The organism is Bacillus sp. GM2 (assembly GCF_056155945.1).
Genome location: NZ_JBRKSZ010000008.1, coordinates 1,534,351 through 1,550,319, shown reverse-complemented (window position 1 = coordinate 1,550,319; position 15,969 = coordinate 1,534,351). Strand labels below are relative to the sequence as shown.

11 protein-coding genes are annotated in these 15,969 nt (G+C 37.1%); 2 read left to right on the top strand and 9 right to left on the bottom strand.

All coding sequences use genetic code 11. The features are described from left to right. Nucleotides 1-66 precede the first annotated feature (66 nt). Nucleotides 67-2,211 carry a SpoIID/LytB domain-containing protein gene (locus tag ACVC9U_RS22380; RefSeq protein ID WP_441391571.1) on the bottom strand — a complete coding sequence of 715 codons (2,145 nt, stop codon included), beginning with the start codon at nt 2,209-2,211 and terminating at the stop codon, nt 67-69. Nucleotides 2,212-2,240: 29 nt separating this feature from the next. Next, nucleotides 2,241-2,561 carry a hypothetical protein gene (locus ACVC9U_RS22375; RefSeq protein WP_020453135.1) on the bottom strand — a complete coding sequence of 107 codons (321 nt, stop codon included), beginning with the start codon at nt 2,559-2,561 and terminating at the stop codon, nt 2,241-2,243. A 198-nt stretch (nt 2,562-2,759) separates the two neighbouring features. Here ACVC9U_RS22375 and tagU point away from each other — a divergent pair, with 198 nt between their 5' ends. Further along, nucleotides 2,760-3,680: a polyisoprenyl-teichoic acid--peptidoglycan teichoic acid transferase TagU gene (gene tagU, locus ACVC9U_RS22370; protein ID WP_009329682.1), complete on the top strand. Its 921-nt coding sequence runs from the start codon at nt 2,760-2,762 to the stop codon at nt 3,678-3,680. A gap of 31 nt (nt 3,681-3,711) precedes the next feature. Here the strand turns inward: tagU and wecB are convergent, their stop codons facing one another. Next, nucleotides 3,712-4,851, bottom strand: coding sequence for a non-hydrolyzing UDP-N-acetylglucosamine 2-epimerase (wecB, locus tag ACVC9U_RS22365; RefSeq protein WP_009329683.1), 1,140 nt, complete (start codon nt 4,849-4,851; stop codon nt 3,712-3,714). 347 nt (nt 4,852-5,198) lie between these two features. On the opposite strand from wecB, the gene galU reads away from it, so the two are divergent. Then, complete coding sequence (gene galU / locus ACVC9U_RS22360) at nt 5,199-6,077, top strand: UTP--glucose-1-phosphate uridylyltransferase GalU (RefSeq protein WP_009329684.1); 879 nt, start codon at nt 5,199-5,201, stop codon at nt 6,075-6,077. A 48-nt stretch (nt 6,078-6,125) separates the two neighbouring features. Here galU and tagH read toward each other — a convergent pair whose 3' ends face one another. From tagH to ACVC9U_RS22330, 6 genes are all read right to left on the bottom strand, one after another. Then, a complete protein-coding gene (gene tagH, locus ACVC9U_RS22355) occupies nt 6,126-7,721 on the bottom strand; it encodes a teichoic acids export ABC transporter ATP-binding subunit TagH (RefSeq protein WP_016885707.1) in 1,596 nt (531 codons plus the stop codon). A gap of 20 nt (nt 7,722-7,741) precedes the next feature. Beyond that, nucleotides 7,742-8,557: an ABC transporter permease gene (locus ACVC9U_RS22350; protein WP_009329686.1), complete on the bottom strand. Its 816-nt coding sequence runs from the start codon at nt 8,555-8,557 to the stop codon at nt 7,742-7,744. Nucleotides 8,558-8,769: 212 nt separating this feature from the next. After that, nucleotides 8,770-10,293: a glycosyltransferase gene (locus tag ACVC9U_RS22345; protein ID WP_009329687.1), complete on the bottom strand. Its 1,524-nt coding sequence runs from the start codon at nt 10,291-10,293 to the stop codon at nt 8,770-8,772. Continuing rightward, entirely contained in the window at nt 10,283-11,494 is a 1,212-nt protein-coding gene (locus tag ACVC9U_RS22340; protein WP_016886516.1) for a glycosyltransferase family 4 protein, read from the bottom strand. The genes ACVC9U_RS22345 and ACVC9U_RS22340 overlap by 11 nt, the downstream gene beginning before the upstream one ends. Nucleotides 11,495-11,503: 9 nt before the next feature. Further along, entirely contained in the window at nt 11,504-14,275 is a 2,772-nt protein-coding gene (locus tag ACVC9U_RS22335; protein WP_441391566.1) for a CDP-glycerol glycerophosphotransferase family protein, read from the bottom strand. Nucleotides 14,276-14,331: 56 nt separating this feature from the next. Further along, nucleotides 14,332-15,507 (bottom strand): hypothetical protein, encoded by a 1,176-nt coding sequence (locus ACVC9U_RS22330; protein WP_441391564.1) that lies wholly within the window; start codon nt 15,505-15,507, stop codon nt 14,332-14,334. Nucleotides 15,508-15,969 lie beyond the last annotated feature (462 nt).

The window sequence follows — 15,969 nt, the reverse complement described above, 5'->3', positions numbered from 1 at the left end:
TGTAAATGTTATGTTTTCCCCTGAACATGAACAGAGGAGGCACTGCTGCCTCCTGTTCAAACTCTATTAATAGCTTGATAGAGTCGTATTTGGATAGTAGAAACTTAAAATCTTCTTGTAATCGTGCCCGGCAGCAGCTCTGGCATTTGCTCCGTACTGACTCATGCCGATGCCGTGTCCGAATCCTTTACCGCTGAGAGTAAAAGCGTTCGTATTGCTGGATACAGAAGCATACGTGCTCTTCATATTCATGCCGCCCAGCATCGATCTTAATTGAGTCGTCGTCACGGAAATCGTCGCTGTTTTTTCTGAAAGTTTTCCGTTTGATAGAACATAGCCATTTGATTTTTCTTTAACAAAGTAAGAAAACTTCACCTCTGCTGTTTTCGGCCGCTGACCGGCAGTTTTTGCGCTGCTCAGGGTCAGGCTTGAGATTTTCGTAATCTTAATAGATTCTGCACTAGGATATTTATTGGTAATAAACCAGCTTTTCAGTCCAGACAAATAGGCGGAGTTCGTTTCATTTGTCGTATTCCACCATGTGCCAGGGCTGCTCAGGTTTAAGCCGCTGGTATTGATCTGCGTCCTATTCAAGGAAATCGACCAGCTGTTTTGCGGGTCATATGTATCCGCTTTGGCAATTAAATATGGCACACTGCCGCCCCATACCTCTGCGCTTGCTTCCGTATATCCCCCGTTGCTTGACGAGTAAACGGCTGAAATCAAATTGCCGTTATATTTTAAAACTTGTCCTTTTGTGGCATTTACAACGCTGGATGTCTTCGAATTCCAGTCGTATCCTCCGTATACTTGAAACGCCTGCGTATCGGCCACTACTTTTCCTGCGGAACCGACCGAATAAGTTCTCGCCGCCACCGCTTGGGCTTTTAACGCTTCCGTCTGCCAGCTTGCCGGCATTTCGTGCGGCACAACACCTTTTAAATAATCTTCGAACGGAATGTTTTCGTTTATCGGCCGAACATATTTGCTTGATTCAATCGTAAACTTCATCTTGCCTAAATAAGGCCTTCCGTTGATGCTGATGGAATTTGACGTCGAATATTTTTTAGGTGATGCCGTAAATGACGTTCCAAGCGTTTTGACGGCTCTATTATTTTTATAGAGCACAAGCTTTCCGCTCGACACGTTAACAGAGTATCCGTCTCCGGTAAACATATCTGCCAGGCTATTTTTCAATGAATCCGTGATCGAGGTGGTCCCCCCAAGCAAAGCAAAAGACTGTGTTCCTTTTTTCGCGACTACATCTGCAACAGGAGTCGGCAGGCTGCCCGCTTGGACAAGCAGCAAAGGATGCTTTTGTTTGGCAGCAAGGACGGAACCGGCCAGCGCATCCGCAAAAGTCGTTCCATTAGACATGAAAACCTTTGATGCGTTCATGTTAAGCGTGTTGACAATGTTCGCTGACACTTCGTATCTGTTCGCTCCGCCGATGCGGGTAACAGCCGCTTTTTTCTTTAATGTGTTTTCAACGCCTGTGCTGACACTCAACGGACCGCCGACGATCGTAACCTTGCTCGGAATATTGTAATCGCTTCGGATTGTATTATTCCCTGAGAGCAGTATCGGATAACCGTTCATTGCCGCATAAGGCGCGATAGACAGAGCGTCGGAAAAGACTAAGCCGGTGGCAACAATCGCTTGGCTGTAGGACCCCATCCGGCTCGCGATGTTTTTGGACACATCATAGCGGTTGGCGCCGCCGATGCGGTCAATTGCCCCATACTTTTTCAGCGTGTTTTCAACATTTTTGGAAACGCTCGTTGTTCCCCCGATAATTAAGATATTATCAGGCTTCATCTTGGCAATTTGAGTTTCGGTTTTCGCCGTCAGCGTACCCGCATCCGTTAATAGAATCGGCGCATCGTACTTCTTTGCAAGCGGAGTTGCAGAAAGCGCGTCCGCAAAAGCGTCCCGATTGACAACCACGACAGTGCTCGGGTTCGTCCATCCGGCAGATGCGACATTGTTTGCCACATCGAAGCGGGTCGCCCCGCCGTACCGTTCTGTCGCGGCGATTCCCGAGCCCGGAATTTCGTATGCGCCGGTAATGCTGACATCAACGCTTGATTTATTGCCTAAATAATTGCTTAACTTTACCGAAATGGTTTTGTCGGCAGCCTGGGCAGATTGCGTAAACATCAGAGCTGCAGCAGTTACTGACGACAGAAGCAGAAGCTTCATCTTTTTCAAAACGTTATGAACCCCCTTGATTCAGCTATTTATTTTGTTTCGATGCTTTTCAGCTCCAAAACGCCATTTTCGCCTTTTGTATATTGGACTTCGACTTTTTTGCCTTCTTCAATGGAATTGACTTTGTCTTGAAGATCTTCACCGACTTGAAGCGTTGTTTCTTTGCCATCGATGTTCACCGCTATTGTGTGGCTGTCAGCCAACCCTGCAAATGAACCTTCTTTAGTTATGGTTTCTTCAGATGCCGCATTTTTATTGTCTGAGCTTGACTTGTCCTCCGATTGGCCCGAAGTGCCGCAGGCTGACAACAAAAGCAGCATTGATAATGTTAGAACTATGAGTTTTTTCATCTTCTTCACCTCTCCCTTTTTATCGACAAATTCCAACAGATTCTTTAATTATAGCGAAAAATTTTGCAGATTGATTGGTTTTTTTGAAACATTTTTCTAATGATTTCGTCTATCCAAAAGGACACATATAAGTTTTTGTTGTTTTCGAATTGTGAGAAACTTATAATCAAAGTAGACTATATAAAAGGTGAGGGCTATATGAGAGCTGAAAAGAGAAAGAAAAAGAAAAAAATTCTATATACCATTATCGCTTTGCTTGGAATTTTTGTCCTCTGCACAGGCAGTTATGCCTATTATTTATGGAATAAAGCGGCATCTACTGTGGCGAGTATTCATGAAAATATTAACAAGTCAAAAAAACGCGATTCAGAAGTTGATATTGATAACCATGACCCGTTTTCCGTGCTTCTCATGGGTGTCGATGAACGGGACGGTGATAAGGGGCGCGCAGACTCCCTCATTTATATGACGGTGAATCCGAAAACGAAAACGACTGAAATGGTCAGCATCCCGAGGGATACGTATACTGAAATTATCGGTAAAGGCAAATTGGATAAAATCAACCATTCATACGCATTCGGCGGTGTTCAAATGACGGTTGACACGGTTGAGAACTTTCTCGACGTTCCAGTCGATTATTTTGTTAAAGTGAACATGGAAAGTTTCAGGGATGTCGTAGATACGCTTGGCGGCATTACCGTGAACAGTACGTTCGCTTTCAAATATGACGGCTATTCATTCGGCAAAGGCGAGATTACGCTGAATGGAAAAGAAGCGCTCGCTTATACGAGAATGAGGAAAGAGGACCCGAACGGCGATTTCGGGCGCCAGAACAGACAGCGTCAGGTTATCGAAGGAATCATTAATAAAGGCGCCAATATATCATCCATTACGAAATTCGGAGATATGTTCAAAGTAATCGAAAACAACGTTAAAACGAATCTCACGTTTGACGATATGTGGGATATTCAATCCGGCTATAAGGAAGCCCGCTCAAAAGTCATTCAGCATGAGCTGAAAGGCGACGGCACAAAAATCAACGGAATCTATTATTACAAAGCCGATGAAAGTTCCCTGTCCGACATTACCGCCGAATTGAAAGAAAGCCTTAATAAATAAAAAAAGCTTCCTGAAAAGGAAGCTTTTTTTATTAATCTTTAAACATGTCAGGCCTCGCGCTTCGGTATCCGTACCGGTAAAGAAGCGCCTCCGCAATTCGCCGCGAAGCCTGTCCGTCCCCGTACGGGTTTGAAGCCCGGGACATTTTGCGATATTCATCTTGATCGGTCAACAGCTGTTTAGTCAGCTGATAGATCTTATCTTCTTCCGTGCCTGCCAGTTTAAGCGTCCCGGCCTGAACGCCTTCAGGGCGTTCCGTCGTATCGCGAAGCACGAGGACCGGCTTTCCGAGCGACGGCGCTTCTTCCTGCACCCCTCCCGAGTCGGTGAGGATGAAGTGAGCTTCAGCCGCAAAGTTGTGAAAATCGATGACTTCGAGCGGCTCTATCAGATGGACTTTATCCAAATCGCCGAAATGCTTTGCAGCCGCTTCGCGAACAGCGGGATTGAGATGAACGGGATAAACAACCTGTACGCCGTCAAATTCTTCGATGATCCGCCTGATCGCTTTAAACATGTTTTCCATCGGCTCCCCTAAATTTTCACGGCGGTGGGCGGTAAGCAAAATCATCTTGTCATTCCCGATTTTTTCAAGAACGGGATGTGAATAGCCGTCCCTCACTGTTGTGCGAAGTGCATCAATTGCGGTATTTCCCGTGACGAAAATCGTCTCCGGGTCTTTATTTTCGCGGAGCAGATTCTGTTCGGCCTGCTCTGTCGGCGCAAAATGAAGATCGGCAATCGATCCCGTCAGCTGCCTGTTCAGCTCTTCGGGAAACGGCGAGTATTTGTTTCCGGTTCTGAGCCCCGCCTCTACATGGCCGACGGAAATTTGGTGATAATAAGCGGCAAGACCTCCCGCGAATGTCGTTGTCGTATCACCGTGAACAAGCACAATGTCCGGTTTGATGGACTGAAACAGCTCGTCCAGCTTCACAAGCGCATTAGACGTAATTTCAGCCAGCGTTTGCCTTTCTTTCATGATATTCAAATCAAAATCAGGCTTTATGTTAAAAGCTTCAAGCACCTGGTCAAGCATTTGCCTGTGCTGGGCTGTAACCGTCACATAAGACTCAATGTCGGGGTATTTCCTTAATTCAAGGACGAGCGGCGCCATCTTAATGGCTTCAGGGCGCGTGCCGAATACTGTCATGACTTTTAGTTTCTTCATTTTTCTATCACCTGTTTTCTGTATGAACAGCTTTTTTACAAAGAAAGCTTTGCCTATATTTTTCTCGCAGGAGCCAGATTTCTTTTTAATACGTTTGTTATCTCAACATAAAACATATATTTATAAAACCGCAAACCTACCGATGGATAATGAGAATTCTCTTTATTATACAACATCTTTATGCTTTATACCTGTTTACACTTGTTTAAGAATTGTTTTTCTTATATGATGAGTTTGTAATTGTAATTTTCCGGGGTATATCATACATATATTCAGCATACTCTCCGCTTGCTAAGCGTATTTTTTCTGGCTGAGTAGAAAACATAGTTTAAGGAAGGTGTATTGAGTTGAAGAAAGTTCGTAAAGCCATAATTCCCGCAGCAGGCCTTGGAACACGTTTCCTCCCTGCAACGAAAGCGATGCCTAAAGAAATGCTTCCAATCGTTGATAAGCCAACCATACAATATATTATTGAAGAAGCTGTCGAAGCCGGCATTGAAGATATTATCATCGTAACAGGTAAAAGCAAACGAGCGATTGAAGATCATTTCGATTTCTCGCCGGAACTCGAACGAAACCTTGAAGAGAAGGGTAAAACCGAACTGCTTGAAAAAGTAAAAAAAGCGTCAAATCTCGCTGATATCCACTATATTCGCCAAAAGGAACCAAAAGGACTCGGGCATGCCGTTTGGTGCGCCCGAAACTTTATCGGGGACGAGCCGTTCGCAGTGCTCCTTGGAGACGATATTGTTCAAGCAGAAAAACCTGGTCTTCGCCAGCTGATGGACGAGTACGAAAAAACTCTCTCATCCGTTATCGGTGTTCAGCAAGTCCCTGAAGATCAAACACACCGCTATGGGATCATTGATCCTCTGACAAACGAAGGACGTCTATACCAGGTCAAAAACTTTGTTGAAAAACCAAAACCGGGCACGGCACCGTCTAACCTTGCGATTTTGGGACGGTATGTCTTTACTCCTGAAATTTTCATGTATTTAGATAAACAGCAAGTCGGCGCGGGCGGAGAAATCCAGCTGACAGATGCGATTCAGAAGTTAAACGAAATCCAGCGCGTATTCGCTTATGACTTTGAAGGCAAACGCTATGACGTCGGAGAAAAACTCGGCTTTATCCAGACAACTCTCGAATTTGCCATGCAGGACAGCGAACTGAAGGATTCTCTAATTCCATTTATCCAAGACCTTTTAGCAAAGGAAGAAATATAAAATTCCAAAATAAAACTGGCAGGGATTGGATCGCTGCCAGTTTTTTTATTAGTGTACAGAAGCAACACTCAGACTATGCTCATTATTATCGATAATAAACAGTTGAGTTTTTGTCCTAATTATATACCGGTTCTTGCTCTTATCTAAAATTACTTGATCATCTTTTAGCATTAAAGACTTGGGAGAAACTTTCTGAATATCGTGAAATATAACTGTAGTTGCCTTTTGATTTTCTAAAACATAACTTACATTTTCATACCTAAGATAATAGCCGTTCCTTCCATCTTCAAAGTTTTTTTTCGTTACCCCTTTTAAACCTTCCTTTAATACTGTCTCGTCTTTCCCTAGAAAAGAGAGTAAATACTCATAAGAAGCTTGAGCATTTTCATTGAAATACGGCTTAAAAGCGTTTACTAATAGGTTAGCTTTTGATTTTTCATTCCCCAGAGTAACACCATTTTTAGTAACAAAGTAATTTTTTTGATTGAAATTGATTTTTGCAACTTTTTTATTTTGAGAAATAAGGGTCACTTTTGTTCCAAATTTTAAAGAAACCTTAGTTTTGTGTTTCGCTTCTTTATCACTATATGTTTGAAGGTCTTCAGTTAACACATATCCAGTTTGATTTACCTTCGTAAAACGGCTTGTTTTTTGCTCTTGATGTTGTTCTGTTTTCTTTGCTTCATTTCCCGGAATAGCGCCAAAAGAAGCAATTGTTCGCAAAGGAGTGCTGATAAACATCGTTGCTGCTATTGCAACAAGCAATACAGACAGTATAGATATCTGTATAGCATTAGCAACAGTTTCTGACTTCTTCTCCTTTTTAGAAAAACGAGTTGTTTTCTCCTCTTTTTGTTTAAGCATTCTTTCTTTGACATGTTCAATTTGGTATTTTTTCTTTTCCTTTTTAGACAACTTATTGAACCAATCAACAAAAGCTTTATATTCTTTTACAACTTTTTTGGTTTCACCGAACATGCGCATTTCGCCATAGTGCATCCATGCAACACGGTCACACATTTTCTCAATTTGACTAATTGAATGGCTTACAAAGAAAATTGTTTTTCCACGCTCTTTAAATTCATTAATTCTGTCGACACATTTTTGATAGAATGTCTGGTCACCGACAGACAGTGCTTCATCAATTATTAAAATGTCAGGATCGATGTGAGCTGATATCGCAAAACCGAGGCGCGATTTCATCCCGCTTGAATAGCTTTTAACAGGCTGATTGATAAAATCCCCGATATCAGCAAACTCGACAATTTTATCATAAAGCTCATCAATCTCCTTGTTGGTCAGCCCCATCATCAAACATTTAAGCCGGATGTTGTCCTTCCCGCTCAACTGGTTGTTCAATCCAGCCGAAATTGCAATCAGGGAGGGCTGTCCATTCATCTCGATTTCACCTGTAGTCGGAGGAATAACTTTGGCAAGCAAATTCGACATCGTCGATTTACCAGAACCGTTTATCCCGACAAAACCGATGGTTTCCCCCTCATAAACATCAAAAGAGACATTTCGCACAGCAAAAAACCCTTTATCACTTTTATTAGGCAGGAACAGCGCTTTTACCTTATCAGATTGTTTCTCATAAAGCTGATACTGTTTTGAAACATTTCGAAACGAAACTTTTAGTTTCATCGTATATTCTCCTTACTTTATTAAAGAAAATCAACAAACTTGTCCCTGAATTTCATATGCAAGATGGACCCCACCGTCAACAGCAGTAATGTGAATACCCAGAAATACAAAGTATATTTTACATCTTGGAAAAACCAATCACCATTTAAAAAGCTGTTTCTAAAACCATCAATAATATAGTAAAGCGGATTTAATTTAATAATTGTTACCACATACGGCTTGTTTGCCAAACTGTGTGCCACATCCCAAAAGATCGGCAGGAGAAAAAACAAAAGTCTTGTCCCTGCTTGAAGCAAAAACTGATAATCCCTTACTAATACACTGATTGTTGAATTCAACAGACTGAATGAAAACATAAATGCAATCATACAGAACAGATAGTAAAAATATTGCAGCCAATGCAACGTGGGAAAAAATCCACTACCCATCAGAATCAGGACATAGATCAACGTCATCCCAAAGTAACTGAATAAATTTGAAGCAATTACAACCGCCGGCAGTGAGCTGACCGGAAAATTCATTTTAGACACTAAATTAATTCTTTTATATACACTGTTTGATCCATCAAGTATCGTTGGGCTAATAAAAAACCAAGGAATGATGCCCGCAAGCATCCAAATAATAAACGGATAGTGTTCGACATCTGCTCTAGCGCCTCTAATTCCTGCTCCAAAAACAAACCAATAGGCTAAAATTTGGATCAGCGGGTTTAGAAACTGCCAAACAACACCCAAATAGTTCATTTGATACGTTGACTTTGTTTCATAAACCGCAAGCCGCATAATGAGCGGAAGCGAAGAAAATACCTCTTTCAAAACTTTTATCATTGCATTCATTGGTTATCTTCCTTAAACTAATTTGATTTGGGGTTTTTTTGCTAAAGAAATTTAAAGTACCGCAGTTTATTGTAACAGATGTTGAAAATTTTTTCACATCAAAACAAAGTTAAGAACCTTCATTTAGCATTTTGGAACCAACTCTCCGCGATCCAAATACGAAAAAGGCTAAGTTACCCCTTAGCCTTTTCTTTAAGTATGCCTGAAAAACGTTAATTTGAAATCGTTTCAAAAAGTTTTTTCCAGTCTTTCAATAATCTCTCTTCACTAAACTTCTCAGTTATTTTAGCGGCTTCAACTGACATTCTTTCTCTCTTTTCACCGTCATTTAATAGCTCAATAATTACATCCGCTAGCTGATCAATGTTTCCTCTATCTACAATTTTCCCATCAACATCATTTGAAATAACATCTCTAGGACCATACTTGAAATTGTAGGAAACTGGAACACATCCAGCAGACATACTTTCCATTAAGGAGAGACATATCCCTTCATAATCAGAAGTTACTAAAGAGAGTGCTGATTCAAAAAATACGTTATAAACATCAACAGAAAAGCCTTTTAACAATACATTATTCTCTAAACCGAGCTCCTTGATTAAGTTTTTTAAATTTTGCTCCTCAGAACCCCGCCCATAAAATTCTAGTTTTGCATCCGGTATTTTATCAACAACTTTTTTAAATGCTTTTATGGCATGATCCTGATTTTTCATCTTCTCATATCTTGCCACAAAAACCACAGTACGAGAATCTCGTTGAGTATCTTTGGCAATTACCTTTGGGGCATGGTGCGGTATCGCAAAAAACTTGTCACTTGCACCAAATTGTGAAATTATATCATTCTTTTGTTCTTCTGTTAAAAACACAACTGCACTATAATCGTGAATATGATTAAAGAAGTCAATTTGTTCTTTTCTTATCGGACTGCCAATGGTATATGGTGCAGCAAAGTGATTGCTGTGGAATGTATAAATAACCTTTAAGTTTTGCAACTTACTTTCAATACTCTGCAACTGGACTCGATTAAAACCATATTCAGATATTAAGAACATTTTTTTCTCTTCAGTTAATACATAATTTAATAGCCAATAAGCTAACATCTCTTTTTCATTATTAAACTTCGCCTTGAAGCTGCCGTTTTCATCAAAGTAAATAATTTGGTTTGTTTTGTTAGTTTTTGGGTTTTTTGAAAAACTCAAATAGCAATTTCCTTTTTTGTTAAAAAGCAGAACCCTGGATGGTGTATTTGTTTGATAATCCATATACTCTACTTTTCTTACGTATCCCTTCGAATCAAACCATTCACGTTTCTCCCTGATAAAGTTAGGCAATAAGTGATCAATAAACAATAAATGCCCTTCTTCTTCCGAATACCATTTGAATTTTAAATAAAGTCCATCCTTATAGCATCTATAAACATTCTTCTTAACCTCGTCCTGAACCGCAACCGATCCATCCTGTTCAGGAGAATGGACGATTCCGACTCTCTCATCTCTCTGTGTATCATTAGCGAGTTCATTATATAGATAACGAACTGTAGTGTTGGGCTCGAGTTGATTATTATCTTCTAGGGAATTAATACATTCATCATAGTTAATGTACCATTCGTGTATTAATATATCATTTTTAATATTACTTTTTGATAGAACATTACTTCTTCTTAATACTGAGGTTGCTAAGCCTGTAGGTTTTGCTGGCAAACCGCCAAACATGAGCATGTAAACTTTATAGTCCATGGTTATCCACTCCAATTTTAGGTTCCACTAATACTGGTGATGAGTTCTCGATTTCTCGAAAAAGATTTCGCCATTTTTTTCCGATATTTTTTGTAGAGTATCTATCTACATTTATAATTGCTTGATTCCCCATCTTTTTTCTTTTTTCCGGATTTTCAATTAAAAAGTTTAGAGAATGAGCAAATTGATCAACATCACCGTTATCTACTAATATGCCATCTTCATTCATTCTGATTATTTCAGATGGCCCTTTAGGACAGTCAAAACTTACAACCGGTACTCCACACTGCATCGCTTCAACTATAACCATGCCAAAACCTTCGAAACGAGAACTGAGAGCATAGATTGAGGATTTCATCAATTCATTTTGAATATTATCAGTCGGTCCCATTAAGTAAACATGATTATAAAGATCTTCTTCTATAATGAGGTTATTCAAATTTTCTTTTTCCTGACCAATACCAAAGATTTTTAAATTCCATTCCGGATGTTTTGCAACAACTTGCTTAAAAGAATGAATTAATAGATCAAACCCCTTTTGTTCAACAAGTCGCCCTGCAGCTATAACCGTTTTGGATTCTAATGAAGATTGCATTGGATCTATATCAGGAATAGAATTCGTAACTTTTCTAATTCTGAGTTTTGTTCCTTTAAACAACTTCACATAATCGTGTGTATCATCATCTGTAAGTGTTAATAAATAATTTAAACGAGGGTAGTATTTGAGAATCGACCGTTGCATTCTGCTTGAGTAAACTGAAAAATTCAAATGCTCTTGTCCAACTAATATAACCCCTTTTGGCGCATGTTTAGCTGCAAATAAATTAAAGCTTGGCCTCGTTGTAATCAAAATTCCTTCCTTTATTGATTTAATAAACGTATAAAGTTTTATATCTGATAATAAAGAAAAGAAATGCCGAGCTTCTTCGTCCGGATGAATCATTTTAGATTCTTTATTTAAAAGATAATTACCCATCCTTGCTTTAAAACTCTTTCCTTTTTTATCCCATGTTGTCATATCGTGCAGTACAGTTATTTTTATACGGGGATCTATATAAAAGAACTCTTTCTTTTGCCTCTTAAATAGAGAAATAATTTCGACTGGCTCTCCTTGATCAACCAGATAATTTGCTGTATTCAAGACTGTTCTTACAGTTCCGCCCATTCCAAAGACATTCATAACCAAAAAATATTTTTTCATTATCTCACCCTAAAATATACGATCAATTATTTTTTTTGATGCAAGCCCATCATCGAATTCACAATACTTATTATAAAAATCTTTGTACAGATTTTTATACAGAAAACTAATCTGTTTTATATTATTTATTGACTTAAATAAATCCACTTCATTAGTAACAATCGGACCAGGAGCCTCTTTCCTAAAATTAAAATAAAAGCCTCTTAGAGCAGAAGAATATTTATTTATATCATAAGCAAAAAATATAATTGGTTTTCCGGAATTAGCAAAATCAAACATGACAGAAGAATAATCGGTTACAAGAATATCAGTAATTAAATAAAGATACTTAATATCATCATAGTTTGAAACATTATAAATCAGTCCTTCATATTTGCTTATTTGAGCACGAACTGCATCCCGGTAATGAAGCCGCACTAGTAGCACATATTCTTCACCGAACTTTTCAATAAAGTGGTCTAAATTAAATTTAAATTGAAATGGTTCATGTTGTTTTTTATTGTGGAAATCGTCATCTCTCCAGGTCGGCGCATAAAGGATAACTTTTTTATTTCTCGGAATCCCCAACTCTTCTTTTACAGAATTTGCGATCTTTTCTTTATTGGACACATAAAAAATATCATTTCTAGGATACCCTGTTTCCAATATATCTTTCTTAAAAGCAAAAGCACTCCTATACACAGATGAAGTAAAAGTATTTGGCGAAACAGTAAAGTCCCATCTACTATTTCTTCTAATAAGAGCAGGTGATGTATTTTCTTTATATGAAGGTGAATTCGGGCTAATATCGTATCCTAACTTTTTTAGTGGTGTTCCATGCCATGTTTGGATATGAACAGTCCCTTTACGCTTTCGATAAAAATCAGGAAAGTTACCATTGTTAACAAAATATTTTGCTTTCGCCATGTAATAAAAATACTTTAGTGAATTAGGTTTTACGATAACAGTGTTACTGTTTTCTGTTAACTTTTTGTTTATATTATTTAAAACCCACACGTACTTATATTGTTGGCCCCGTGTTCTCACTAACTCCTCATAAATTGCCCTAGGATTGCATGAATAGCTTTTCCCATGGAAACTTTGAAACACAATGATTTTATTATTAATAGGAAGACTTTTATTAAAAATTCTATAAACCACATTATAATTTTTAAATAATAATCTATTAATAATGTTATTATTTAGTTTTGCTCTATCTTCAAATGAAAATACGCCTTTTTGGGCATCTATATTAAGCTGGAGATAAATAAATTTGTTATCATCAATATGAACCTTCAATATGGCTAAATCAAAATTAATATCTCGTATTAGATCATTTAAAACATCACGATTTAAGAAGCTGCTAATGAATTCGAACGAATATTCCAAAATGGTATTGGATGTTTTCTCCAAGTTAATTGTTCCCGGGACAGTTATTTTTTCTGTTTTATTTGGAATCCGAAAATAGATAACGGACGAAAATTCACCTGTTAAGGTTTTTGCCATTTCCCCATTTGAAGGATTTACATTAAGAAGGCCGTTTAATATAAAAGAGTCTTTTTCAATTCTGTAATGTTGAATTTTTTTCTGAGCTGCCACTTTACGAATTAATAAAGATAAATCATTGTTTAATGTATAATAAGGCTTAACAGAAAAAAGTTCGTTTAAACTATTTTCCATAGTGTATTGTGGTAATTGAACAATTTTTTGTTTATGTTCGATGTCATCCAATACCTTTGATACACGATAACTATTGTAATTTGTTTCAATATAAATATCCCATATTCCCAGGCCTAGTTCTGCATCCTTCAACAGATTAGCTAAATTGATCTTAATGATATTTGTCTTTATCGGAATTTTCACCACTGAAAAATCTGATCTATTTCTAAAAAGTACAGATGAAACTTCCTCACCTATCGATTTATTTAATACTTCTCCATTGATGGTTAGATTTTCATCTTTAAAATAGACTTCATTCAATTCATAATGACTTTCTATATTCTTGATATATAATTCAAATGTCATTTCGGTTTTACGATTTACCGAGTGAAAAGAGATGGAATGATGGTTAATAAAAATGCTATCCTTCGGAAGCACACTTTTGTTTTTAATGTAGAGAGAGCTTGTATATTCTTCTCCTTTATATCTTGTTTTTATATATACAGATAATTTTGAGGATTTAAATAGAGACAAGACATCCCGAAGATTAATCTCTTTTTCAAAAAAGATTTGACCATTTGCTCTTATTAAATCCAAACTTTTTTCTAAAACTTGATGGTCTTTAGATTCCAATATAAAGGAAACTCCCTCGACCTCTTCTAAATCCTTAATATCAATTCCCCCGGCTACACCTCTTATTAAAAGTGCTCCATTTTCATTGATATGAATTTTTTTCAGCATATAAAATGGTTCTAGTGATGTCACACGAATAGATAGGTTTCCTTTAACCGTCGAATAAAGAATAATATTTCGTCCGAGTTCTTTTATTGACGATGATCTCATCTCCATTTTTGCTGTTAAACCATCATATACTCGATATTTATTATCCGATTCATTATTTAAAATATAGGCATCCCAAAGCCCTACTTGCCCAAAAACGCTTTTATCAATGGTGTATTGAATTGAAATTTCTGTATTGGATGCTACTGCCTCATCAGGGTTTATTAAGATTTCTTCTTGCGTAGACCTATTTTTCAATAAAAAAAGTAAATTATAGTAATCAGAAACATCCACAGTATCATTCATTTTCACATTCAATTTAATTACTTCATCAAAAAATGTAATTGAAAGCAGTGAACTCATCCGACTACCTTTGGGTTTCCACAACTTTTTAAGGAGCAAAATTTTCACCTCAGACCTTAGCTATTAATTGAAATAATTATTTGATCACGAGTTTGCTGTAGCGAAACAGAATAAGTTTGATAATCAAATTGACATGAAGACTGATTTTGATAACCAAAAAGTTTAACCGGAAAGTCTATATGATTATCAAATGCATTATATGTTCGAATAAACAAACGCCATCTCGAATTTCGTTCCATACATCTTAAAAACTCATCATCTAATTTAAATTGGAATATACCATCTATTACTTTCCCAATCAGAGAATGATATACATTTGGTTTATTAAGAGACTTTAATATAAAAAATGTTTTATTTACAAAATAATCCAACTCACTTTCGCTGCTTATAATTGCTCCCTCCAAATTTAATGAATCTTCAGATTTGTTTATTTCAGAAAGATAAACTTCCGTTTCAAAGGGTTGGAATATAAATGCCAGAGTATTATATATTGTGGAAAATGGTTTGAATTTATATAAAGTTTTGTTGTCATATTGATAATCTTCATTGAAATCTTTTCGCATCAGCTTTATTGGATAGTCTTTAACTTGTCCGTTATCCTCTAACCTTAAAAAAAGATCATATACCTCACTAGGGGACATAGCTTTTTTTAAAATCTCTTTCAAATTGGTTTGAAAGAGTAGGTTGTTGTTTACTTCATCTATTTCTATGTCGTATAGATGCTCATGTACATATTGGCCGTATTTATTAGACTTTGAACGTTTTTTAATGGAGAGAATAGGGTTAATGCCTTTCAAGTCGATTTCTCCACAGACCTCAATTTCAACCGTAAACAACTTTTCAGAAAAAGTTGTTTTGACTGCATTAACCACAATGTCATTGTTTCGTATCGAAAAAGTTAAAACTTTATCCTCGCTGCATCCTACCTCTAACCTGCTTAATTCATTATTTTTAAATTTATAACTCTGAGGAGACAGGTCAGTCCCGCAATATACAGGCGTTTGTTCTCCCGTATTCGAATTAAAAATAAACATCTCATAATCGCCTTCTTCATATAAATAAAGCGATTCTAAATCTATTAGTATTTCTCCCTGCTTGTTCTCATATTTCTGAAGAGATAAGCTTTTCGTTTGATCTAATTGATTGACAATTCTAACCGTGAATTCAGGTTGATTTTTTAAATTCAAATTAAAAAAGTTCATACTTATATGCTTTACATCATCAATAACCAATATTACTTATCCCCCAATACCCGATATAAACTATTTTTTTCGCTAAACTAAATAATTATCCAAACGCTCTCCACAAAAAACAACCAAAAAAGAAGTAACAGCTATCACTTCTATATGAAGAATTTCAATATTCTAATTAAACAAAATAATCTAAAATAAAATTAAAAAACAATCCAAAAAATTCTGTGGTAATCAAATATTCCTTTACTAATACCAATTCAACATTTTTTTACAGTGTTTAATAATGTCTTATGATATCATAAAAGAAGCTGAAAGTTAAGATCTTTAGGAGGTTGATTTTCAAAAAAACATGTCTAACGGTCGAGTTTTTGATTCACAAGGGGGTTATAAACTCCTATTTAAATCAAAAGTGCGAAAAACACACCTTAAACAGCACGAATGATCTATTGACAACACAAAGAAAAAAGAAGGCGGGAGCTGTTTCAAAGATAAAAATAATGC